Genomic DNA, 20,517 nt, shown 5'->3' with positions numbered 1-20,517 from the left:
CCAGAAGGTGATGGTCACGGGCTTGCCGTCGGCCCCGGAGGCCGCGGAGTCGTCGCCGCTGCCGCCACAGGCCGTGAGTACGGCGAGGGCGGCGGCGCCGACTATGGCAGGGGACTTCCTGGTCCAGCTGGTCCAACTACGGCTCACGGCACAGCTCCTGAGAACGCGGCGACATTGACGTTGGCCGCGATCCTTGGGCCAGTTCTGACCGAAGTCAAGAGCGAAAGATTGATTGATCGAAAAAAGACCAGGCAATGTTCATTCTCGGGCCCCAGTGGCGGTGGTCATCGCTCGACGGCACCGCAGGACGCGCGCACCCGCAGCCTCGGCAGCAGCGAAAGATGCCGCCGCGGCTCGTCCGCATCCTTCGCACCGGTCAGCCGCTCCACCAGCAACCGTGCCGCCTGGCTGCCCACCTCGTGCTTGGGCGGGGCGACCGCGGTCAGCGGGGTGTCGGCGAGCGCGGCCACCTCGTCGTCGTACGCGATCAGGGCCAGGTCCTGGGGCACCCGCACACCCAGTTCGGCCAGGCGCTGGACCATCTGGATCGCGTCCACGTCGTTGTGCACCAGGGCCGCGGTCGCCTTCCCCGAGGCCACCGCGGAGTGCAGCGCCCGCACCGCGGCCTCGAACTCCTCGGGCTGCTGGTCGGCCGGCACCGAGTCGATGACCTCGCGGGGTGCTCGCAGCCCCAGCGCGCCCAGCGCCTCCGTGTACCCGGAGCGCACCGCTAGCGCGGTCGGGCTGTCGGCGCGCGCCACCAGCACCGGCGCCCCGTGCCCGAGGTTCACCAGATGCCGTACGGCGAGCACCACCCCGTGCCGGTGGTCGGACGCCACCCGGTCCAGGCCGTCCAGGGCGCTGCCGGGGACCGCGCGGCGCTCCAGCAGCACGGCGGGCACGGGCAGTTCGGTGATCCACTCGCCGTGTTCGGCCGCGTCCCCCGGCCCGCGCCAGCCGGGCGCGATCAGCAGCCCCTCGGCTCCGGCCGTGAGCAGCCCTTCGGTCCGGGCGCGGTCGTCCTCGGGGCGGTAGTCCGAGATCCGCAGGATCAGCCGGGCCCCGGCGAGGGCCGCGGCTTCGTGCGCCCCGCGGATCACCTCGGCGAAGTAGTACGTCGCGGAGGGCGCGAGCAGTCCCAGTACGGGGCCGCCGCCCGCCGGGCTCCCGGCCGTGGCCGGGCCCCCGGCCGTACGCCGCTCGGGCCAGGAGACCGAACCGTGCACCCGGTCCAGCCGCCCCTGCCCGGCCAGCGCCTCCACGTCCCGGCGCACCGTGACGGGGGAGACCCCGAGCTGGGACGCGAGGTCCGAGACGCGCGCGCTGCCGCGCTCCCGCACCAGCTCAAGCAGTCTCTCGTGACGTTCAGCAGCACTCTCGCGCACGGCGGCAGTCCCCCTCGCAGTGTGGTGGCTCGGCTGGCACAGATCCTAGTGCAGTTTGATCGAACGACGGGAGTTTCGATCATTCGCTCTAGATCCGTTGACGTTCGATCGGTGCCAGTCCATGATTCCGGCGATGCCGTCGTCCGCCTCCTGGGGAGCATCATGCCGAGGCCGCCCGAGAACCGTGAACTGAGCCCGTACACGGGCTGGACACGGGCCCACTGGGAGGTGTCAGCCGATGAACTCCTGCTGGCCGTGCGGCCGTACGCGTCGCGCCGCCACGGCCTGATCAACCTCCCGGGCCCGAGACCCAGTTCATCGGGACCTCGCTCCGACGGCCTTGAGGGCTATGCCCGTACGTTCCTCCTCGCCGCCTTCCGTATCGCGGGCGCGCACGGGCACGACCCCCACGGCCATCTCGACCGGTACGCCGAAGGTCTGGCCGCAGGCACCGAAAATCCCGTCCCCACCGGCCAGTTGAGCGGCTCCGACCCCGACGCCTGGCCACTCATGGCGGACGTACGCCAGGCGATCGTCGAATCCGCCTCCATCGCCCTGAGTCTTCGGCTCACCCGCCCCTGGCTCTGGGACACCCTCGACGACCGCACCCGCCAACAGGCCGTCGACTGGCTGCTTCCCGCCCTCGGCCCCTCACCCGTCGACAACAACTGGTGGCTCTTCGGCCTCACGGTCGCCGGCTTTCTCCAGGACGCCGGGATCGAGACCGACCGCGCCCGGCGCACGATCGACCGCTCCCTCGCCCGGATCGAGGAGTGGTATCTCGGGGACGGCTGGTACAGCGACGGACCCAATCGCGCATTCGATCACTACAACGCGTGGGCCCTGCACTTCTATCCCGTACTGCACGCCCATCTCGCGGGCGACGCTGCCCTCCTCGCCACCCACGGCGCCCGGCTGCGCGAGCAACTCGACGCCGCCACCCGCCTCTTCGACACCGACGGCGCGCCCATGCCGTACGGCCGCTCCCTCACCTACCGGTTCGCCGCGGCCGCGGCCCCCTGGCTCGGCGCGCTGACCGGGCACACCCCGCTCAGCCCCGGCGCCACCCGCCGGCTGGCGTCCGGCACCCTGCGCCACTTCCTCGACCGGGGCGCGACCGGCGAGCGCGGCCTGCTCAGTCTCGGCTGGCACGGCCCGTACGAACCGGTCCTGCAGACCTACTCCGGTCCCGCCTCCCCGTACTGGGCCTCCAAAGGCTTCCTCGGGCTGCTGCTTCCGCCCGGCCACCCGGCCTGGACCGACCGTGAGGAACCCCTGCCCGCCGAGAGGCAGGACGCGGTCACCACCCTCAGCCCGCCGAACATGCTCATTCAGTCCACCGCGGCCGACGGTGTCGTCCGCCTCCACAACCACGGCAGCAACCACCTCGGCTACGACGAAGACCCCGCCGGATACTCCCGCTTCGCGTACTCCACCCGCACCGGGCCCACCACCCGGCACGACCTGACCGACAACCACTTCGCGCTGCTCATCTACGGCCGCCCCACCGCGCGCGGCCCGGCGGAACCGCTCGGATCCGGCCCCGGCTGGGCCACCTCCGCCCACATCCCGCACCCCGGCGTCCGGGTCGTCTCCTCCACACTCGCCCACGGCCGCGTCGAAGTCCGCGCCCATCTGGTGACCGGAGCACTCGAAGGCACACCCGTACGCCAGACAGGCTGGGCCACCGGCGAGGACGGCCCCACCGCCCAACTCCACCCGGTCCTGGGCTACTCGGCCGACAGCACCTACGAAACAGGCTCCACGCCCCTCGCCCCGCGCACCCGTACCGCGGCCCTCGAAGGCCGTATCACCGGCGAGAGCGCACACGGCTCACTCTTCGTCGCGCTCGCATCGCTCACGGCCGAACCGGACCCCGCCCCCGTCCACTCCCTGGCCGAGGTCGAGGTCACGTACGAGGGAGACGCAGCTCCCGGGACCGACGCAGCTCCAGGGGCCGTCCTCCGCATCCGCTGGCCGGACGGCAGCCGCAACACCCTTGCCGTGGGCCCTACTGCGGACCGTACTTCCGGCCTGTCCTGGACGTGACCCCGCCGAGCAGCCCGCGCGGCGCCAGCTTCACCACACCCATCAGCGCCTTGTAGCGCGGGTCCGGAATCGACACCGCCTTCCCGCGCGCCAGATCCGCCAGCGCGGCCGACACCAGCTTGTCCGCGTCGAGCCACATCCAGCCGGGGATGTTGTCCGTGCCCATCCCGGCCCGCTGGTGGAACTCGGTGCGCACGAAACCGGGGCACAGCGCCATCAGCCGCACCCCCGACCCCGCCAGATCCCGCGCGGCGCCCTGCGTGAACTGCACGACCCACGCCTTCGAGGCGCCGTACGTACCGCGTGGCACGAAAGCAGCCACCGACGCCACATTCACCACGCCGCCCCGCCCGCGCTCGCGCATCGACTCGGCAGCCGCCGACGTGAGCCGCAGCACCGCCTCGCAGTGCACCTTCAGCATCGTCAACTCATCGGCCATGGACACTTCCAGAAAGCGTCCCTTGTTCCCGAACCCGGCGTTGTTGACCAGCAGATCCACCGGATTCTTGCGGTCGGCCAGCCGCTTCTCGACCGCTCCGATCCCCGCGTCCTGGGACAGGTCGGCGCTCAGCACCTCCGCCTCGATGCCGTGCCGGTCGTGCAGCTCCGTGGCCTGCTCCTGCAGCCGCTTGGTGTCGCGGGCCACCAGCACCAGGTTGTGTCCCTCGGCCGCGAGCCGCCGCGCGAACGCGGCGCCGATCCCCGCGGTCGCTCCCGTAATCAGTGCAGTCGTCATAGGCGGCACGTTAGTGCCCCCTGTGTGAGCGCGGCGTACGCGGCCGCCGCGGCCGCCGCGCCCCCGGGATGTCCGCTACGCGCTCTGCTTCGCGACGTACTCCCGTGCCGCCTTGAGCAGTTCCGGGTGGAGCGTGTCGCCCGCCGCGAGCACCCTGGGCAGCAGCGTCCGCTCGGTGGTCTCGGCCCGGAACACCATGTCGACCGTCACCTCGTGATCCGGCCGGTGCACGATCTCGATCGGGTCGCCCGCGCGGATCTCGCCCGGCTCGATGACCCGCAGATACGCGCCGGGCGCGCCCTGGCGCGTGAAGCGCTTGACCCAGCCGCTCTCACCCAGCCAGCTCGCGAACGTACGACACGGAATGCGGCCGCTCGTCACTTCGAGCACCAGCTCGCCGCCTATCCGCCAGCGCTCGCCGATCTTCGCCCCGTTCACATCGAGCCCGCTCGTGGTGAGGTTCTCCCCGAAGGCGCCGTTGCCTATGGGCCGCCCCAACTCCCGCTCCCAGAAGTCGAGATCCTCGCGTGCGAAGGCGTACACAGCCTGGTCGGTACCGCCGTGGTGGCGTAGATCGCAGACCGCGTCCCCCGCGACACCGCTGGCCCCCTCGCCCTTGGGGCCGGGGTCCGTCACCCGAACGGCCCCTTCCGCCGGCTGTTTGTCGATGCCGGTGGCGCCGCCCTTTGTGTCGGTGTACTCGACGATCTTCGGCCGGCCCACATTCACGGTCAGAAGCTTCATGGACAACACGCTAGCCCCCGCTCTCAAAGTGGCCAACCAGATTTTGGGCTCCCCTCCAAGCTTCCCTTATGCTCGGGGGGTGATCGAAGCACGTCATCTGAGAGTTCTGCGCGCCGTGGCCGCCACCGGATCGTTTTCCGCGGCCGCGCGCCGGCTGGGCTGCACCCAGCCGGCCGTCAGCCAGCAGATGAAGGCGCTCGAAAACTCGGCGGGCACCCCGCTGCTGGTCCGTACGGGCCGTGAGATGCGCCTGACCCAGGCGGGTGAAGTGCTCGTACGCCACGCATCCGGCATCCTCGCCGGGCTGACCGCCGCCGAGGAGGAGATCGCAGCCATCGCGGGCCTGCGGGCGGGCCGGGTCCGGCTGGTGTCCTTCCCCAGCGGCAGTTCCACGCTCGTACCGGCCGCGCTCGCCGCCCTGCGCGCGGCCCACCCGGGCACCCGGGTCTCGCTCGTCGAGGCGGAGCCGCCGCGTTCGGTGGAGATGCTGCGCGAGGGCGACTGCGATGTGGCGCTCGCCTTCCGCTACGGGGGTACGACCGCGGAATGGGACGACCTGGTCGTCCGCCCCCTGCTCACCGACCGCCTGGTCGGCCTTGTCCCGGAGGGGCACCGGCTCGCGGGCGCCGATGCCGTCACCATCGCCGATCTCGCCGACGAGCCCTGGATCGCGGGCTGCCCGCGCTGCCGCCGCCAGCTCGTCGAGGTCTGCGAGGAGGCCGGATTCACCCCCCGGATCGACTTCGCCACCGACGACTATCCGGCGGTGATCGGCCTGGTCGGCGCGGGTCTTGGCGTGGCGGTGCTGCCCGAGCTGGCGATGGAGTCCGTACGGCCCAAGGGCGCGCGCACCGTGACCGTGGAGCCCTCCGTGCACCGCGAGATCGTCGCCCTCACGCTGCCGGACCTGGCTCAGGTGCCCGCGGTCGCCGCCACCCTCGATCAGCTGGCCCTGGCCGCACCCCGCTGAGCCGACCACCCCCGTCCGGCAGCCCGGCGGGGGTGATGCGGATCCCTTGCAGGAACGTTTCTTCGAAATCTTGCCAAGCGTGGGTGTCAGCTACGCGTTGTGCCGCCCACGCTGGTCGCCGGGATCAGCCGATGTCGCGCACGCCCCATCAGCTCCTCCCGTTCGTCCTCAGTCAATCCACCCCACACGCCGTACGGCTCCCGCACCGCCAGCGCGTGCGCCGCGCACTCCGCTCGTACCGGGCACCTCATGCAGACCTCTTTCGCCGAGTTCTCGCGCGCACTCCGTGCGGCCCCCCGCTCTCCCTCGGGGTGGAAGAAGAGCGAACTGTCCACCCCACGGCAGGCTGCGAGGAGCTGCCAGTCCCACAAATCGGCGTTGGGTCCGGGAAGGCGGGAGAAATCTGCCATAGCGCATGTCCCCTTGAAACCGTGCTGCGTGGATACAGGTCAGGTCGTGCACGAGCGGGATCCGAGCAGGGTCAGGGGCCGGATCGGAGCCGCATGCGGCATCCGTTCGTGCATCCCGACCGTACATCTCCTGTGTAAGTAGATGTAAATATGACTCATTGCGAATCTAGCTACAGACACTGCAAAAAGGGAAGAAAAGCAGCTAAATGGGGCATAGCTTCCGGGTGAAGGACTCCACCACCTGCAGTGCTCTCCTCTGCGCACGGCCCCTCACATAGAGTGCTGAAGGCGGAAGTCCGACCCGTAACTCTTTCGAGTGACCGTCGTTGAGAGTGCGGAGGCGGTTGAAGGAACAAGCGCTCGGGCACATGTCCGAGAGCGTTCAACCGCACAGGTGACGAAACGTACCCAGCCTGGAGGCTCAAGGTGACGCGCATCAGCTGCGGAGGGCGGCCATGACATCCGTCCTCGTCTGCGACGACTCCCCGCTTGCCCGAGAGGCGCTCCGCCGGGCGGTTGCGACCGTGCCCGGCGTCGAGCGCGTGACGACCGCGGCCAACGGCGAGGAAGTCCTCCGCCGCTGGGGCGCCGACCGCTCGGACCTGATTCTGATGGACGTACGCATGCCCGGTCTCGGCGGTGTCGAGACCGTGCGCCGGCTGCTGTCCGCGGACCCGGGCGCCCGGATCATCATGCTCACCGTCGCCGAGGACCTGGACGGTGTCGCGCTCGCGGTCGCCGCCGGTGCCCGCGGCTATCTGCACAAGGACGCATCGCGCGCCGAACTGCGCGCGACGGTCACCCAGGCGCTCGCCGACCCGACCTGGCGGCTCGCGCCGCGGCGGCTGCGTTCGGCCGAGATGGGCGCCGCGCCCACCCTCACCGCGCGTGAGATCCAGGTCCTCGAAGGCATGAGCCACGGCCGGTCGAACGCCGAGATCGGCCGGGAGCTCTTCCTCTCCGAGGACACCGTGAAGACCCACGCCAGGCGGCTTTTCAAGAAGCTGGGCGCCTCGGACCGGGCGCACGCCGTCGCGCTCGGATTCCGCTGGGGCCTGGTCCGCTAAGCGGTGCCGGGGAAGTGCAGGTGGGACAAGGAGCGGGTCGAGGGCCGAGTCTGGCAAGGCAGAGGAAGGAGCCCACGCGGAGCGTCGGCGACTGACGACAACGCAGCCAGGCGACAGCCGTCGGCCCGCGACGCCGCCCGCACTTCCCCGGCACCGCTCAGGTCCGGACGAGTGGGTCGCCGCGGGGGCACGACAGACCCCGCCCGCCGGCGGGCGGGCGGGGCGGCGGATGACCGCGGGCATCCGTTTCCCTCGCGATGCCGCATCCTTGAGGGGTGGAGTTCCTCGGGGACGAGTCGGTCGAGCGTGATGGGAGGGCGCAGGAGATGAGTTCCGGCGCACCTGCTCATAACGCTTCGGTGCACAACATTGGACGCAGTGCCACGGATGCTCAGCAGCCAAGGCACCATGGACCGATGCGCGACGACGAGACCACGGTGATCGGTGCACTCGTTCACCGTGCCGTCGAAGGCGACGAGCAGGCTACGCACGATCTCCTCGCGTGCGTCCATCCGCTCGCGCTTCGGTACTGCCGCACCCGGCTCAGCCGGCTGCCCGGCGACGCGCGTCACTTCGTGGAGGACCTCGCCCAAGAGGTCTGTGTCGCGGTGCTCATGGCACTGCCGCGCTACAAGGACACCGGAAGACCTTTCGAGGCCTTCGTCTTCGCCATCGCGTCGCACAAGGTCGCCGATCTGCAGCGGGCCGCCATGCGGCACCCGGGATCGACGGCTGTGCCGTCCGACGAGATGCCGGAGCGGCCCGACGACTCCCTCGGTCCCGAGGAGCGCGCGCTGCTCAGCGACGACGCCGAATGGGCGAAGAGGCTTCTCGCCAACCTCCCGGAGAACCAGCGCGAGCTTCTGGTGCTGCGGGTCGCAGTGGGGCTGACCGCCGAGGAGACCGGGCAGATGCTGGGGATGTCTCCGGGCGCGGTACGGGTCGCGCAGCACCGCGCTCTCAGCCGGCTGCGGGCACTCGCCGAGCAGTGAACCGGGCAGCCTTCGCCTACGTATGGTCATACGTAGGAATGCACAAAGCTGCTTACTGATCTTGATCGTGGAATGAGACGGTCGCTACGCCCGTTAGCATGGACATCCGCACCGATCAAGGCCATTTGGGGAAGGTGTCATGACCAACGTCGACGGAGTGCCCGAGAAATTCGCGACACTCGGGCTGACCTACGACGATGTGCTGCTGTTGCCGGGTGCGTCGGAAGTACTTCCGAACGCGGTCGACACCTCGTCCCGCGTTTCCAGGAACGTCCGGGTGAACATCCCGCTGCTCTCGGCGGCGATGGACAAGGTCACCGAGTCCCGGATGGCGATCGCCATGGCGCGCCAGGGCGGCGTGGGCGTGCTGCACCGCAATCTGTCCATCGAGGACCAGGTGAACCAGGTCGACCTGGTCAAGCGTTCCGAGTCCGGCATGGTCACCGATCCGATCACGGTGCACCCCGATGCCACGCTCGCCGAGGCCGACGCCCTGTGCGCCAAGTTCCGTATCAGCGGCGTGCCGGTCACGGACGCCGCGGGCAAGCTGCTCGGCATCGTCACCAACCGCGACATGGCTTTCGAGACGGTCCGTACGCGGCAGGTGCGCGAGGTCATGACCCCGATGCCGCTGGTCACCGGCAAGGTCGGCATCTCCGGCGTGGACGCCATGGAGCTGCTGCGCCGCCACAAGATCGAGAAGCTTCCGCTGGTCGACGACGCGGGCATCCTCAAGGGCCTCATCACGGTCAAGGACTTCGTCAAGGCCGAGCAGTACCCCAACGCGGCCAAGGACTCCGAGGGCCGTCTGCTCGTCGGTGCGGCGGTCGGTGCCAGCCCCGAGGCCCTGGAGCGGGCCCAGGCGCTGGCGGCGGCGGGCGTCGACTTCCTCATCGTCGACACCTCGCACGGGCACAACAGCAACGCCCTCAACTGGATGGCGAAGATCAAGTCGAGCGTGGGCGTCGACGTCATCGGCGGCAACGTGGCGACCCGTGACGGTGCTCAGGCCCTGATCGACGCCGGTGTGGACGGCGTCAAGGTCGGAGTCGGCCCCGGCTCCATCTGTACCACCCGCGTGGTCGCCGGCATCGGTGTCCCGCAGGTCACGGCGATCTACGAGGCGGCGCTGGCCGCGCGGGCTGCGGGCGTGCCGGTCATCGGTGACGGCGGCCTGCAGTACTCCGGCGACATCGGCAAGGCACTCGCCGCGGGCGCCGACACGGTCATGCTTGGCAGTCTCCTCGCGGGCTGCGAGGAGTCCCCGGGCGAGCTGCTCTTCATCAACGGCAAGCAGTTCAAGTCCTACCGCGGCATGGGCTCGCTCGGCGCCATGCAGTCGCGCGGCCAGGGCCGCTCGTACTCCAAGGACCGTTACTTCCAGGCCGAGGTGGCCTCCGACGACAAGCTCGTCCCCGAGGGCATCGAGGGCCAGGTACCCTACCGCGGCCCGCTCGCGGCCGTGCTCCACCAGCTGGTCGGCGGTCTGCGCCAGACCATGGGCTACGTCGGGGCGGCCGCCATCGACGAGATGGAGAGCAAGGGCCGCTTCGTGCGCATCACGTCGGCGGGGCTCAAGGAGAGCCATCCGCACGACATCCAGATGACGGTCGAGGCGCCGAACTACAGCCGTAAGTAGTCCACGTACTGAGAGGGGCGGTCCCGGGGATTCCCGGGGCCGCCCCTGACGTATGTGTCGGGGATACTGGTAGGCGCAGACGTAGAGGGAAAGGCCACACATCGTGACTGAGATCGAGATCGGGCGCGGCAAGCGCGGCCGCCGGGCGTACGCGTTCGATGACATCGCCGTCGTACCGAGCCGGCGTACGCGGGACCCGAAGGAGGTCTCGATTGCCTGGCAGATCGACGCCTACCGCTTCGAGCTGCCCTTCCTGGCCGCTCCGATGGACTCGGTGGTCTCCCCGCAGACCGCGATCCGCATCGGCGAGCTGGGGGGTCTGGGCGTACTGAACCTCGAAGGCCTGTGGACCCGGTACGAGGACCCGCAGCCGCTGCTCGACGAGATCGCCGAGCTGGACGAGGCCGCCGCGACCCGTCGTCTGCAGGAGATCTACGCAGCCCCGATCAAGGAGGAGCTGATCGGGCAGCGGATCAAGGAGGTGCGCGACTCGGGTGTGGTGACCGCAGCCGCGCTCTCACCGCAGCGCACCGCGCAGTTCTCCAAGGCCGTCGTCGACGCCGGTGTGGACATCTTCGTCATCCGCGGTACGACGGTCTCCGCCGAGCATGTCTCGGGTGCGGCCGAGCCGCTGAACCTCAAGCAGTTCATCTATGAGCTCGATGTGCCGGTCATCGTGGGCGGCTGCGCCACCTACACGGCCGCGCTGCATCTGATGCGTACGGGCGCCGCGGGCGTGCTGGTCGGCTTCGGCGGCGGCGCCGCGCACACCACGCGCAACGTCCTGGGCATCCAGGTCCCGATGGCGACGGCGGTGGCCGACGTGGCCGCGGCCCGCCGGGACTACATGGACGAGTCCGGCGGCCGGTATGTGCACGTCATCGCGGACGGCGGCGTGGGCTGGTCGGGTGACCTGCCGAAGGCGATCGCGTGCGGCGCGGACGCGGTGATGATCGGCTCCCCGCTCGCGCGTGCGACGGACGCACCGGGTCGCGGCCACCACTGGGGCATGGAGGCGGTCCACGAGGACGTGCCGCGCGGCAAGCTGGTGGACCTGGGCATCGTGGGCACGACCGAGGAGGTCCTCACCGGTCCCTCGCACAGCCCTGACGGGTCGATGAACTTCTTCGGCGCGCTGCGCCGGGCGATGGCGACGACGGGCTACAGCGAGCTCAAGGAGTTCCAGCGCGTCGAGGTGACGGTGGCGGACTCGCAGCACCGCCGCTGACTGCACGCTGACTCCAGCGCGTACGAAAGGGCCCCGCACCGGGTGGTGCGGGGCCCCTTTCCGTATGCCCGGATCAGGCGTTGGGCTTCAGCCGTTGGCCTTCTTGGCGCCACCGAAAGCGGCGACGGCGCCGATGACCAGGAAGACGTACGTCATGCCGTCCGCCGACTTGCTCCACGCCTCGGTCAGCACACTGAACTTGTCCAGGAAGATGTCCAGGAAGGCGAGCTCCGTTTCCTTGGCGACGATGACCGCGATGGCGATCAACTGGCCCAGGTACACGGCGGGGAGCGCGAGCAGCGCGCTGACGACGGGCAGCGCGGGGTTGCGGCCGCCCACCTTGGCGGCGGCGAAGCCGATGAGGAAGCCGACGCCGATGGCCGCGTAGCCGATCTCGCGCTCGATGGCACCGCCGAGGGCGCCGTACGCGCCGGCACCGATCAGCGCGGCGACGAGGGCGACGACGATGCCGAGGCCGACGTTGTCACGGACGGGCGCCGCGGGAGCCGGGGTGTACGGGGCGTCGCCGCCGGCGAACGGGTTGTCGGACTGCGGTGGAACGGGCTGGCTCATGTGGAATTTTCCCCCAGGGACGAATGCATCGCACGAGCGTGCGAGCGGAGATCCCGGAGACTAGCAGTCCGGTACGACAGTTCGGCACTGCGTTATCGAGCTGTTGGAATGCGGCTGTTGGAGGCTCGCATTGGGCTCGGAGTGGGGCTCAGAGGCGGTGTGCGGCCCCGGCCGGGGTGGCTCCCCTTGTGTCCAGGAGGAGTTGTGCCTTGACCGCCAAGCCCTGCAGGTCATACGTGCGGTGGTGCTGGAGCAGCACCGTCAGATCCGCGTTGGCTGCGGCCTCGTAGAGGGAGTCCGCGCGCGGGACCGGCAGTTGGCCCACGCGCCAGTCGGAGACGTACGGGTCGTGGTAACTGACAGCCGCGCCCAGGTCCATGAGACGGCGCGCGATTTCGGTGGCCGGGGAGGTCTCCAGGTCGGGGAGGTCCGGCTTGTAGGTGATGCCGAGGAGCAGCACGCGCGCGCCGCGGGCCGATTTGCCGTGTTCGTTGAGGAGTGTGGCGCAGCGCTGGATGACGTACTGCGGCATCCGGGTGTTGATCTCCTGGGCGAGGCCGACCATCCGCAGGGGGTGACCGCTGCCGCGGCCGGGGTGGGGGATCAGGCCCGGGTCCATCGGGACGCCGTGGCCTCCGACGCCGGGGCCCGGGCGGAAGGCCTGGAAGCCGAAGGGCTTGGTCTCGGCGCAGCGGATGACGTCCCAGAGGTCGACGCCGAGGTCGTGGCAGAGCACCGCCATCTCGTTGACCAGGGCGATGTTGACGTGGCGGAAGTTTGTTTCGAGGACCTTGACGGTCTCGGCCTCGCGCGGTCCGCGCGCGCGGACCACCTTGTCGGTGAGGCGGCCGTAGAAGGCGGCGGCCGATTCGGTACAGGCGGGGGTGAGGCCGCCGATGACCTTGGGGGTGTTGGCGTAGCCGTGGGTGCGGCTGCCGGGGTCGACGCGGCTGGGGGAGTACGCGAGATGGAAGTCGCGGCCGGCGCGCAGCCCGGAGCCTTCTTCGAGGATCGGGCGCAGGAAGGTCTCCGTGGCGCCGGGCTGGACAGCCGATTCGAGAAGCACGGTGGTGTGGGGGCGAAGCCTCGCGGCGAGTGTCCGGGCGGCCTCGGCGAGGGCCGTGAGATCGAGCGTCCCGTCGGCGCCGAGGGGGGTGGGTGCGCAGATGACGGCGGTGCGTACGCGTCCGAGCTCGGCCGGGTCCGTGACGGTCCGGAAGCCGCGGGCGAGCATGCGGCGGATGTCGGCCGGGGTGACTCCCGCCGCCGGTTCTGCCAGATGGCGGGGATCGGTGTCGTAGCCGATGGTCTCGATGCCGGCGGCTACGGACGCCTGGGCGAGGGGCAGGCCGAGATGACCGAGTCCGATGACGGCGAGATCTGCGGGCATGGCGTTGGCCGTCCTTCCCTATAAGCCGCGGGGACAGTGAGCGCAAGCCCTGTGGGCAGAACGAGCACGCGCAATGTCAGACTAGGCGTAAATATGACCGATATGCCGCATTGCAAGCTTGTGGCTGTCCGAGTGTTATCCACAGGCGGTGGCTGAAGTCGGCGAGTGCGGACAGAATCGACGTTGTGAGCCCGACCGCAGGGACCGTACGGGGGCGACGGGAGGCAGCAGTGAGGACAGCGACACTGGGACCGGAGGAGCGCGCCGAGGCGCTCGCCGGGATGGCCGAGCGTGAACTGGACGTGCTGGTGGTCGGCGCGGGCGTGGTCGGAGCAGGGACCGCGCTCGACGCTGCGACGAGAGGGCTCTTCACAGGTCTGGTCGAGGCGCGTGACTGGGCGTCGGGCACATCGAGCAGGTCGAGCAAGCTGATCCACGGCGGGCTGCGCTATCTGGAGATGCTGGACTTCGCACTCGTCCGGGAGGCGCTGAAGGAGCGCGGGCTGCTGCTGGAGCGGCTGGCGCCGCATCTGGTGAAGCCGGTGCCGTTCCTGTATCCGCTGCAGCGCAAGGGCTGGGAGCGGCTCTATGCCGGATCGGGCGTCGCGCTGTACGACGCGATGTCTGTGTCGTCAGGGCACGGACGCGGACTGCCCGTCCACCGGCATCTGTCGCGGCGGCAGGCGCTGCGGGTCGCGCCCTGCCTGAAGAAGGACGCCCTGGTGGGGGCGTTGCAGTACTACGACGCCCAGATGGACGACGCCCGCTATGTGGCGACGCTGGTGCGGACGGCCGCGAGCTATGGCGCGCATGTCGCGAGCCGGGCCCGCGTGATCGGCTTTCTGCGGGAGGGCGAGCGGGTCGTCGGCGCGCGCGTGCAGGACGTCGAGTCCGGCGGGGAGTACGAAGTCCGCGCCAAGCAGGTGGTGAACGCGACCGGGGTGTGGACGGACGACACCCAGGCGCTGATCGGGGAGCGCGGGCAGTTCCATGTGCGCGCCTCCAAGGGCATTCATCTGGTGGTGCCCAAGGACCGGATCCACTCGACCACCGGGCTGATCCTGCGCACCGAGAAGTCCGTACTGTTCGTCATCCCCTGGGGACGGCACTGGATCGTGGGAACGACGGACACCGACTGGGACCTGGACAAGGCCCATCCGGCGGCGTCCAGCGCGGACATCGACTATCTGCTCGAGCACGTCAACTCCGTGCTGGCAGTGCCCCTGACACGTGACGACGTCCAGGGTGTGTACGCGGGGCTGCGGCCGCTGCTCGCCGGGGAGTCGGACGCGACCAGCAAGCTGTCGCGCGAGCACACGGTGGCGCATCCGGTGCCGGGACTGGTTGTCGTGGCGGGCGGCAAGTACACGACGTACCGGGTGATGGCGAAGGACGCGGTGGACGAGGCGGTGCACGCGCTCGACCAGCGAGTTGCCGCGTGCGTCACGGAGAACGTGCCGCTGGTGGGGGCCGAGGGCTATGGCGCGCTGTGGAACGCACGGGCGAGGATCGCGGCGCGGACAGGGCTTCATGTGGTGCGCGTGGAGCATCTGTTGAACCGGTACGGCTCGATGATCGAGGAGCTTCTGACGCTGATCGCCGACGACCCGAAGCTCGGTGAGCCGCTGGGAAGCGCGGAGGACTATCTGCGGGCCGAGGTCGTCTATGCCGCATCGCACGAGGGGGCGCGGCATCTCGACGACGTACTGACACGGCGGACCAGGATCTCGATCGAGACTTTCGACAGGGGGACGCGCAGTGCTCGCGAGTGCGCGGAGCTGATGGCGCCGGTGCTCGGCTGGGACAAGGAGCACATCGAGAAGGAGGTCGAGCACTACGAGAAGCGGGTGGAGGCGGAGCGTGAGTCGCAGCGGCAGCCGGACGACCTGACGGCGGACGCTGCGCGGCTGGGGGCGCCGGACATCGTGCCGATCTGATCCTGTCGTTTCGGCCCCGGCCCGGTGGAAATCGGCCATGTGGAGAGCCGGTTCGGGGTGACGAGTGAGGTGGAGGGGTGTACTCCGCTTGGTCGGGCAGCGCCCCGACCAGCGGAGCGGTGACCTTCACTGCGAGTAGTGGCATGGTGGGTGGACCCATGCTTCTCACCCGTCCAGGCGGACGGCGGACCCGGGAGAAACGCCGGTCCCGGAGTGAGGGACAATGGGGGCTCTGCCAGGGCGGGTTACCCGCATCGCGCGGGAAGCGGCAGGCGCGGGCGAAGATCAGGGATCGCAGAGGGGACGCATGTCGGAGGCGGAGCAGTCGCGGGAGCCCCAGCGGGACACGGCCGATGAGCCCCAGCGGGACGCCGGGCAGGATTCCGGGACGGAACTCAAGACGGAGTCCCAGGACGCCGAGAAGAAGCTCGACACGGGGTCGGTGCCCGAGTCTGAGCCGAAGCTCGAGTCGGAGTCGGAGTCGGAGCCTGCGAGGCCGGCGAAGCCTGAGTCGGAGTCCGGCGCCGGGTCCGGGTCCGGGGTGGCGACGGAGCCTGGGAAGGTTTCCGGGCAGGGTTCTGAGCAGGGCTCAGGGCAGGGGTCCGCATCGGGCTCGGGGCAGAGCGCCGCGAAGGACTCGGGCCGCGAAGCCGGGGACGCCACGTCCCGGCCCGCCGCGTCGAAGTCCCCGGCCGCCGAATCCGGCGCGCCGGCGTCCGCGGCGGCCACGCCCGAGGCCCCCAAGGCCGGGCAGGGCGGCGCCAAGGCCGGTGCCGGTGGGCGGGGTTCCGGTCGGGAGACCCAGGGGCGGTTGCTTGCCGGGCGGTATCGGCTCGGGGGCGTGCTCGGGCGTGGCGGCATGGGCACCGTGTGGCGGGCCGTCGACGAGACCCTCGGCCGTACCGTCGCCGTGAAGGAACTGCGCTTCCCCAACAGCATCGACGACGAGGAGAAGCGCCGCCTCATCACGCGCACGCTGCGCGAGGCCAAGGCGATCGCCCGTATCCGCAACAACAGTGCCGTCACGGTCTACGACGTGGTCGACGAGGACGACCGCCCGTGGATCGTCATGGAGCTCGTCGAGGGCAAGTCCCTGGCCGAAGCCGTACGCGAGGACGGCATCCTGACGCCGCGGCGGGCCGCCGAGGTCGGGCTCGCGATCCTCGACGTACTGCGCTCCGCGCACCGCGAGGGCATCCTGCACCGCGATGTGAAGCCGTCCAATGTCCTCATCGCCGAGGACGGGCGCGTCGTGCTCACCGACTTCGGTATCGCGCAGGTCGAGGGTGACCCGTCGATCACCTCGACCGGCATGCTCGTCGGCGCGCCCTCCTACATCTCGCCGGAGCGCGCCCGCGGTCACAAGCCCGGGCCGGCGGCCGACCTGTGGTCGCTGGGTGGGTTGTTGTACGCGAGCGTCGAGGGCTGCCCGCCGTACGACAAGGGCTCCGCGATCGCGACGCTGACCGCCGTGATGACCGAGCCGCTGGACCCGCCGAAGAACGCGGGACCGCTGCAAGAGGTCATCTACGGCCTGCTCGCCAAGGACCCCGACCAGCGGCTCGACGACGCGGGCGCGCGGGCGTTGCTCACCCGGGTGCTGCACGCGCCCGAGGCGCCGGAGCGGCCCGCCGAGCCCGAGCCGTCGCCGGAGGCCACCCGCGTCGTCGCACTGCCGCCGGTTCCCCCGGCGCCGCCGGCCACGCCGAAGGACCCGGCCGCCGACCGGGTCCGCGGTGCGCTGCGCTCCGTACGGAACGCCGCCGCGGCCGCGAAGCCGGAACCGAAGCCGAAGCCCGCCCCGCAGACGCCCGCCGCGCGGCCCGCGCCGGTGCGGGCGCCGCTCACCGATGTGGTGCCCCGCCGCACCCTGATGATCATCGCGGCAGTCGTCGCGCTCGCCGTGCTGACGACCGTGCTCTATCTGACGCTGGGCGGCGACGACAAGGGCGGCAAGAACAAGTCCGGGAACGACAAGACCACTTCGGCCGGGGCGACCGGCGGCAAGGACACGGGTGCCGCCGGCAACACGGACGGGGACAAGGGCAAGGACACCGCCAAGGACGACCCCAAGGACGGCACCGGGACGACTGACGGTCAGAGCGGGCAGCCGTCCGGCGGGCCCAAGGGCGACGGCCCTGCGGGCAAGGACGGAATCCCGGCCGGGTATGTCATGGTCTCGAACGACCAGTTCCACTTCATCATGGCGATGCCCAAGGGCTTCACGATGACCGATATAGCGGGCCAGAACTCCGGCGGGATATTCAACCGGAAGAGCGGTGCCTTCCCGCGCGTTCAGGTCGACTTCAACGGCAGTCCCAAGGACGATGCCGCCGCTGCCTGGAATGCGGCGCGGGCAGCGACCGCCGCCAGCAGCAATGGCTATAAGCACCTGGGCATCGGGCCGGTCCAGTACAACGGCTATCCGACCGTCGCCGACTGGCAGTTCGAGCGCAATCAGGGCGGCCAGCGGGTACGAGTCCTCAACAGGGGCTTCAAGGTGGATGCCGAGCACGGCTACTCGATCATGATCACGTGCAAGGCGAGCGAGTGGCACAGCGCGCAGTGCGAGACGTTGCGCAAGACGGCGTTCGCCACATTCAAGCCCAAGGACTGAGCCAGGACACGTATCGTGAGAGCTCGCGGACGGTACGCAGCCGCAAGGGGTCGTAAGAGGCCGTCAAACGACCGGAATTGACGGTTTGGTGCGACCCTTGGGGCCGTCCGGGGGACAGCGCGCGCGTGGGGAGGCGACGTGGACGACTATGCGGGAAGGGTGCTCGCCGACCGCTACCGCCTGCCGCTGCCGCCCTCCGACGAGTACGAACTGGTCGAGACCCGCGCGTTCGACACGTACAGCGGGCAGGAAGTCCTGGTGCGGCAGGTGCCGTTGCCGGAGGTCATCGACGCCGAGGTCGTCGACACGGACGGCTTGGCCGGCGCGGTGCAGCGCAGGGCTCAGGGGCGTACGACACGGCGGCCCACGGACCCGGCCGTGCGGCGGGCGGTCGAGGCCGCGCAGGCAGCCGCGCAGATACCCGACCATCCGCGCCTGGACCAGGTCTTCGACGTCTTCGCCGAGGGCGGTTCGCTCTGGATAGTGAGCGAACGGGTCGCGGCGCGGCCACTCGCCGCGCTTCTCGCCGAGAAGCCGCTCAGTCCGTACCGGGCGGCCGAGGTCGCCTCCGACGTACTGACCGCGCTGCGGGTGCTGCATGCGCACGGCTGGACCCACCGCAACATCACCTCCCGTACGGTCCTCGTCTGCGACGACGGGCGCGTGGTCCTGACCGGACTGGCGTCGGGAGCGGCGGAGGAGGCGCTGTGCGGGTACGCCCCGGTGCCGGGTCCTCCGGACGAGTTGACGGGGGTCACGGGGCCGCAGGAGCAGTCGGAACTGTCGGAGCTGCCGGAGCCGTCGGGGGAACCGCCGCCCCTGGAGGCGGAGACGTACGCGGACCCGGAGTACGAGGACGGGGACGACGACCGGGACGAGGACCGGGACGGAGACGGCGACGACGGTCCGTACGGGGCTTCGCCCGGCGCTCAGACCCCCCTGCCGGGGCCCGGGACCGGTGTGCCGGACCTCCGTTCTGCCAGGGCGGGTGCGATCGCGGCGTACCGCGCGGGTGCGCGGGCCGCGGCGCGCGTCAGCGAGGACCAGCGCGAGGGCGACCGTCCGGTCCAGGCGGGCTTCGACCCGGACTGGTGGGCCAGGCGTCCGGGCGAGCCGGGCCCGGTCCTCGAGATCGACGACGACGAGATCGACGACGAGGAGGACGGCGGCTGGTCCGGCCCCGGCCACGCCCGGCTGGCCGGTACGTGGCACGACGGCCCCTTCCCGGCCCAGGACGGCCCGCGCCCCCTCCCGGCGGGCGGCAGCCACGGCACCGGCAGCCACAGCACCGGCAGTCCCGCACCGCGCGCCCACAACGACCCGTACGGCACCCGCCCCGCGCTCCCCAGTCCCCGTACCAGCAACGTGCCCGCACCCTCCGGTCACGGCGGGACCGCCCGCGAGGCGCTGCGCGCCGACGCCCAGCGACAGCCGGTCGTCGCCGAGGTCCAGGCGGCCACGGGGCGGTGGGACGAGATCGTCGCGAGCGGCAGCACCCCCGCCTACCGTGGCCCCGCCACACCGCTCGCCGCCGAGCGCGCCCGGCAGGCACGGATCGCAGTCGTCGGCGCCGTCACCGAGCGATGGGCCCCCGAGCAGGCCGGACCGGTCCATGAGAACTGGCAGTTGGCGGCCCCCGTCGGCCCGGCCACCGACCTCTGGGCGCTCGGCGCCCTGCTCTACCGCGCCGTCCAGGGCCACGCCCCGTACCCCGAGGAGAGTGCGGTCGAGCTGGTCCAGCTCGTCTGCACCGAGCCGCCCGCGTTCGCCGAGGAGTGCGGGCCGCTGCGCCCGGTCGTGGAGTCGCTGCTGCGCCAGGACCCCCTGGAGCGCCCGGACTTCGAGGAGCTGCGCGGCTGGTTGCGTTCGCTCGTACGGTCCGCGCCCGAGCCCGAGGCCGGGATGGACGTCGTGCCGGTCCCCTCGGCCGCGGTCGACGGCTCCCGGCTGCCTGTCGTACGGCGCAGGGGCGAGCTCGTACGCAAACGGCGCGGCTCGGCCGAGATGGTGCACGGCCGCCACCGCCACAAGAAGTCCAAGCGTGAGCGGCGCGGCCCACGGTCGCTGGGCCGCACCCTCCTGCTGCTGGTTCTGCTTCTTCTGGTCGCGGCTGTCGCGTACGCCGTGATGTTCATGCCGAAGGCCGACTCGCAGCAGCAGGACCGTTCTCAGGGCAGGAACGGCGGGCGTCCGCCGGCCGCAAGTCCGAGCCCGGACAACACCGCCCCCGACAGCAAGCCGTCGACTCCCGCCACCAGCCCCGGCGCCCAGCAGCCCCAGACCTCCGCACCCGCCGGGAACCTCCCGACCGGATACGTGCTGCGCAAGGACCCCGAAGGCTTCCAGACAGCCGTTCAGAAGTCCTGGCAGCGCCGCCCCATCAACGACGTCGGCCAAGTCCGTTACACCGACGGAGACTTCATTCTCATCGTCGTCCCCGGCCGTGACACCGTGAAGGCGAACGGCGACGATCCGCTGACGTATCAGCGCGACAAGGAGCGCGAGCTCCAGCCGTGGCGGGACTCGTCCTGGGCCGGGGCGTCCGGGCTGCGCCGTATCGACGTCGGACAGCGGGCCATGGCCGAAGGGCAGTTCACCTGGCAGGACAGCAACGGACGTGAGGTGTACGTACGCAATCTCGCCCTGATCGTCGACGGCGGCTACCACGTCATCCAGGTGATCGGTCCTGACGACCAGCGCGACAGGGTGAACGAGGTCTACCAGGAGGCCACGAAGGCGTATCGGACCACGCGCTAGCATCACGGCCCAGCATCACGGCG

Annotated in this window: 15 protein-coding genes; 9 read left to right on the top strand and 6 right to left on the bottom strand. The window is 70.7% G+C overall.

Annotated elements, in window-relative coordinates; translation table 11 throughout:
• Positions 1 to 284 precede the first annotated feature (284 nt).
• A complete protein-coding gene (locus ABZS64_RS06105; protein WP_355823802.1) occupies positions 285 to 1,385 on the bottom strand; it encodes a substrate-binding domain-containing protein in 1,101 nt (366 codons plus the stop codon).
• Between the two features lie 162 nt (positions 1,386 to 1,547).
• On the opposite strand from ABZS64_RS06105, the gene ABZS64_RS06100 reads away from it, so the two are divergent.
• Positions 1,548 to 3,434, top strand: coding sequence for a DUF2264 domain-containing protein (locus ABZS64_RS06100; protein WP_355823799.1), 1,887 nt, complete (start codon positions 1,548 to 1,550; stop codon positions 3,432 to 3,434).
• Here ABZS64_RS06100 and ABZS64_RS06095 read toward each other — a convergent pair.
• Both ABZS64_RS06095 and ABZS64_RS06090 read right to left on the bottom strand, forming a co-directional pair.
• Entirely contained in the window at positions 3,397 to 4,170 is a 774-nt protein-coding gene (locus ABZS64_RS06095) for an SDR family oxidoreductase (RefSeq protein ID WP_355823797.1), read from the bottom strand. The two genes, ABZS64_RS06100 and ABZS64_RS06095, sit on opposite strands and share 38 nt — an antisense overlap.
• A gap of 75 nt (positions 4,171 to 4,245) precedes the next feature.
• Positions 4,246 to 4,914: an MOSC domain-containing protein gene (locus ABZS64_RS06090; protein WP_355823794.1), complete on the bottom strand. Its 669-nt coding sequence runs from the start codon at positions 4,912 to 4,914 to the stop codon at positions 4,246 to 4,248.
• A gap of 79 nt (positions 4,915 to 4,993) precedes the next feature.
• Here ABZS64_RS06090 and ABZS64_RS06085 point away from each other — a divergent pair, with 79 nt between their 5' ends.
• Positions 4,994 to 5,884, top strand: a complete 891-nt coding sequence (locus ABZS64_RS06085; RefSeq protein ID WP_355823791.1) for a LysR family transcriptional regulator — start codon at positions 4,994 to 4,996, stop codon at positions 5,882 to 5,884.
• 86 nt (positions 5,885 to 5,970) lie between these two features.
• Here ABZS64_RS06085 and ABZS64_RS06080 read toward each other — a convergent pair whose 3' ends face one another.
• Positions 5,971 to 6,294, bottom strand: a complete 324-nt coding sequence (locus ABZS64_RS06080; RefSeq protein WP_355823788.1) for a WhiB family transcriptional regulator — start codon at positions 6,292 to 6,294, stop codon at positions 5,971 to 5,973.
• A 455-nt stretch (positions 6,295 to 6,749) separates the two neighbouring features.
• Between ABZS64_RS06080 and ABZS64_RS06075 the strand changes: the two genes are divergently transcribed.
• The 4 genes from ABZS64_RS06075 to ABZS64_RS06060 all read left to right on the top strand — a co-directional run bounded on the left by ABZS64_RS06075 (position 6,750) and on the right by ABZS64_RS06060 (position 11,220).
• Complete coding sequence (locus ABZS64_RS06075; RefSeq protein ID WP_003948568.1) at positions 6,750 to 7,361, top strand: response regulator transcription factor; 612 nt, start codon at positions 6,750 to 6,752, stop codon at positions 7,359 to 7,361.
• A 416-nt stretch (positions 7,362 to 7,777) separates the two neighbouring features.
• Positions 7,778 to 8,353, top strand: a complete 576-nt coding sequence (locus ABZS64_RS06070; RefSeq protein WP_142214158.1) for a sigma-70 family RNA polymerase sigma factor — start codon at positions 7,778 to 7,780, stop codon at positions 8,351 to 8,353.
• Positions 8,354 to 8,492: 139 nt separating this feature from the next.
• Complete coding sequence (gene guaB / locus ABZS64_RS06065) at positions 8,493 to 9,992, top strand: IMP dehydrogenase (RefSeq protein WP_355823784.1); 1,500 nt, start codon at positions 8,493 to 8,495, stop codon at positions 9,990 to 9,992.
• Between the two features lie 103 nt (positions 9,993 to 10,095).
• Positions 10,096 to 11,220, top strand: coding sequence for a GuaB3 family IMP dehydrogenase-related protein (locus ABZS64_RS06060; RefSeq protein WP_355823781.1), 1,125 nt, complete (start codon positions 10,096 to 10,098; stop codon positions 11,218 to 11,220).
• An 87-nt stretch (positions 11,221 to 11,307) separates the two neighbouring features.
• On the opposite strand, the gene ABZS64_RS06055 is transcribed toward ABZS64_RS06060, so the two are convergent.
• Together ABZS64_RS06055 and ABZS64_RS06050 are read right to left on the bottom strand one after the other, a co-directional pair.
• A complete protein-coding gene (locus ABZS64_RS06055; protein ID WP_355823778.1) occupies positions 11,308 to 11,793 on the bottom strand; it encodes a hypothetical protein in 486 nt (161 codons plus the stop codon).
• Between the two features lie 148 nt (positions 11,794 to 11,941).
• Positions 11,942 to 13,183: a nucleotide sugar dehydrogenase gene (locus ABZS64_RS06050; RefSeq protein ID WP_355823775.1), complete on the bottom strand. Its 1,242-nt coding sequence runs from the start codon at positions 13,181 to 13,183 to the stop codon at positions 11,942 to 11,944.
• A 230-nt stretch (positions 13,184 to 13,413) separates the two neighbouring features.
• On the opposite strand from ABZS64_RS06050, the gene ABZS64_RS06045 reads away from it, so the two are divergent.
• The 3 genes from ABZS64_RS06045 to ABZS64_RS06035 all read left to right on the top strand — a co-directional run bounded on the left by ABZS64_RS06045 (position 13,414) and on the right by ABZS64_RS06035 (position 20,494).
• Positions 13,414 to 15,120 (top strand): glycerol-3-phosphate dehydrogenase/oxidase, encoded by a 1,707-nt coding sequence (locus tag ABZS64_RS06045; RefSeq protein ID WP_355823773.1) that lies wholly within the window; start codon positions 13,414 to 13,416, stop codon positions 15,118 to 15,120.
• A 307-nt stretch (positions 15,121 to 15,427) separates the two neighbouring features.
• Complete coding sequence (locus ABZS64_RS06040) at positions 15,428 to 17,737, top strand: serine/threonine-protein kinase (protein WP_355823771.1); 2,310 nt, start codon at positions 15,428 to 15,430, stop codon at positions 17,735 to 17,737.
• Between the two features lie 138 nt (positions 17,738 to 17,875).
• Complete coding sequence (locus ABZS64_RS06035; RefSeq protein ID WP_355823769.1) at positions 17,876 to 20,494, top strand: protein kinase; 2,619 nt, start codon at positions 17,876 to 17,878, stop codon at positions 20,492 to 20,494.
• Positions 20,495 to 20,517 lie beyond the last annotated feature (23 nt).

The organism is Streptomyces sp. NPDC005408 (assembly GCF_040606445.1).
Classification (GTDB): Bacteria; Actinomycetota; Actinomycetes; order Streptomycetales; family Streptomycetaceae; genus Streptomyces.
Note: the sequence above shows the minus strand (reverse complement) of the source record. Positions and strands in the feature narration are given on the sequence as shown.

What these genes read in the sequence shown, in the direction of transcription:
- ABZS64_RS06100 (WP_355823799.1), top strand. Translation starts at nt 1,548, where the DNA reads ATGCCGAGGCCGCCCGAGAACCGTGAACTGAGCCCGTACACGGGCTGG.
- ABZS64_RS06095 (WP_355823797.1), bottom strand. Translation starts at nt 4,170, where the DNA reads ATGACGACTGCACTGATTACGGGAGCGACCGCGGGGATCGGCGCCGCG.
- ABZS64_RS06090 (WP_355823794.1), bottom strand. Translation starts at nt 4,914, where the DNA reads ATGAAGCTTCTGACCGTGAATGTGGGCCGGCCGAAGATCGTCGAGTAC.
- ABZS64_RS06080 (WP_355823788.1), bottom strand. Translation starts at nt 6,294, where the DNA reads ATGGCAGATTTCTCCCGCCTTCCCGGACCCAACGCCGATTTGTGGGAC.
- ABZS64_RS06075 (WP_003948568.1), top strand. Translation starts at nt 6,750, where the DNA reads ATGACATCCGTCCTCGTCTGCGACGACTCCCCGCTTGCCCGAGAGGCG.
- ABZS64_RS06070 (WP_142214158.1), top strand. Translation starts at nt 7,778, where the DNA reads ATGCGCGACGACGAGACCACGGTGATCGGTGCACTCGTTCACCGTGCC.
- guaB (WP_355823784.1), top strand. Translation starts at nt 8,493, where the DNA reads ATGACCAACGTCGACGGAGTGCCCGAGAAATTCGCGACACTCGGGCTG.
- ABZS64_RS06055 (WP_355823778.1), bottom strand. Translation starts at nt 11,793, where the DNA reads ATGAGCCAGCCCGTTCCACCGCAGTCCGACAACCCGTTCGCCGGCGGC.
- ABZS64_RS06050 (WP_355823775.1), bottom strand. Translation starts at nt 13,183, where the DNA reads ATGCCCGCAGATCTCGCCGTCATCGGACTCGGTCATCTCGGCCTGCCC.
- ABZS64_RS06040 (WP_355823771.1), top strand. Translation starts at nt 15,428, where the DNA reads ATGTCGGAGGCGGAGCAGTCGCGGGAGCCCCAGCGGGACACGGCCGAT.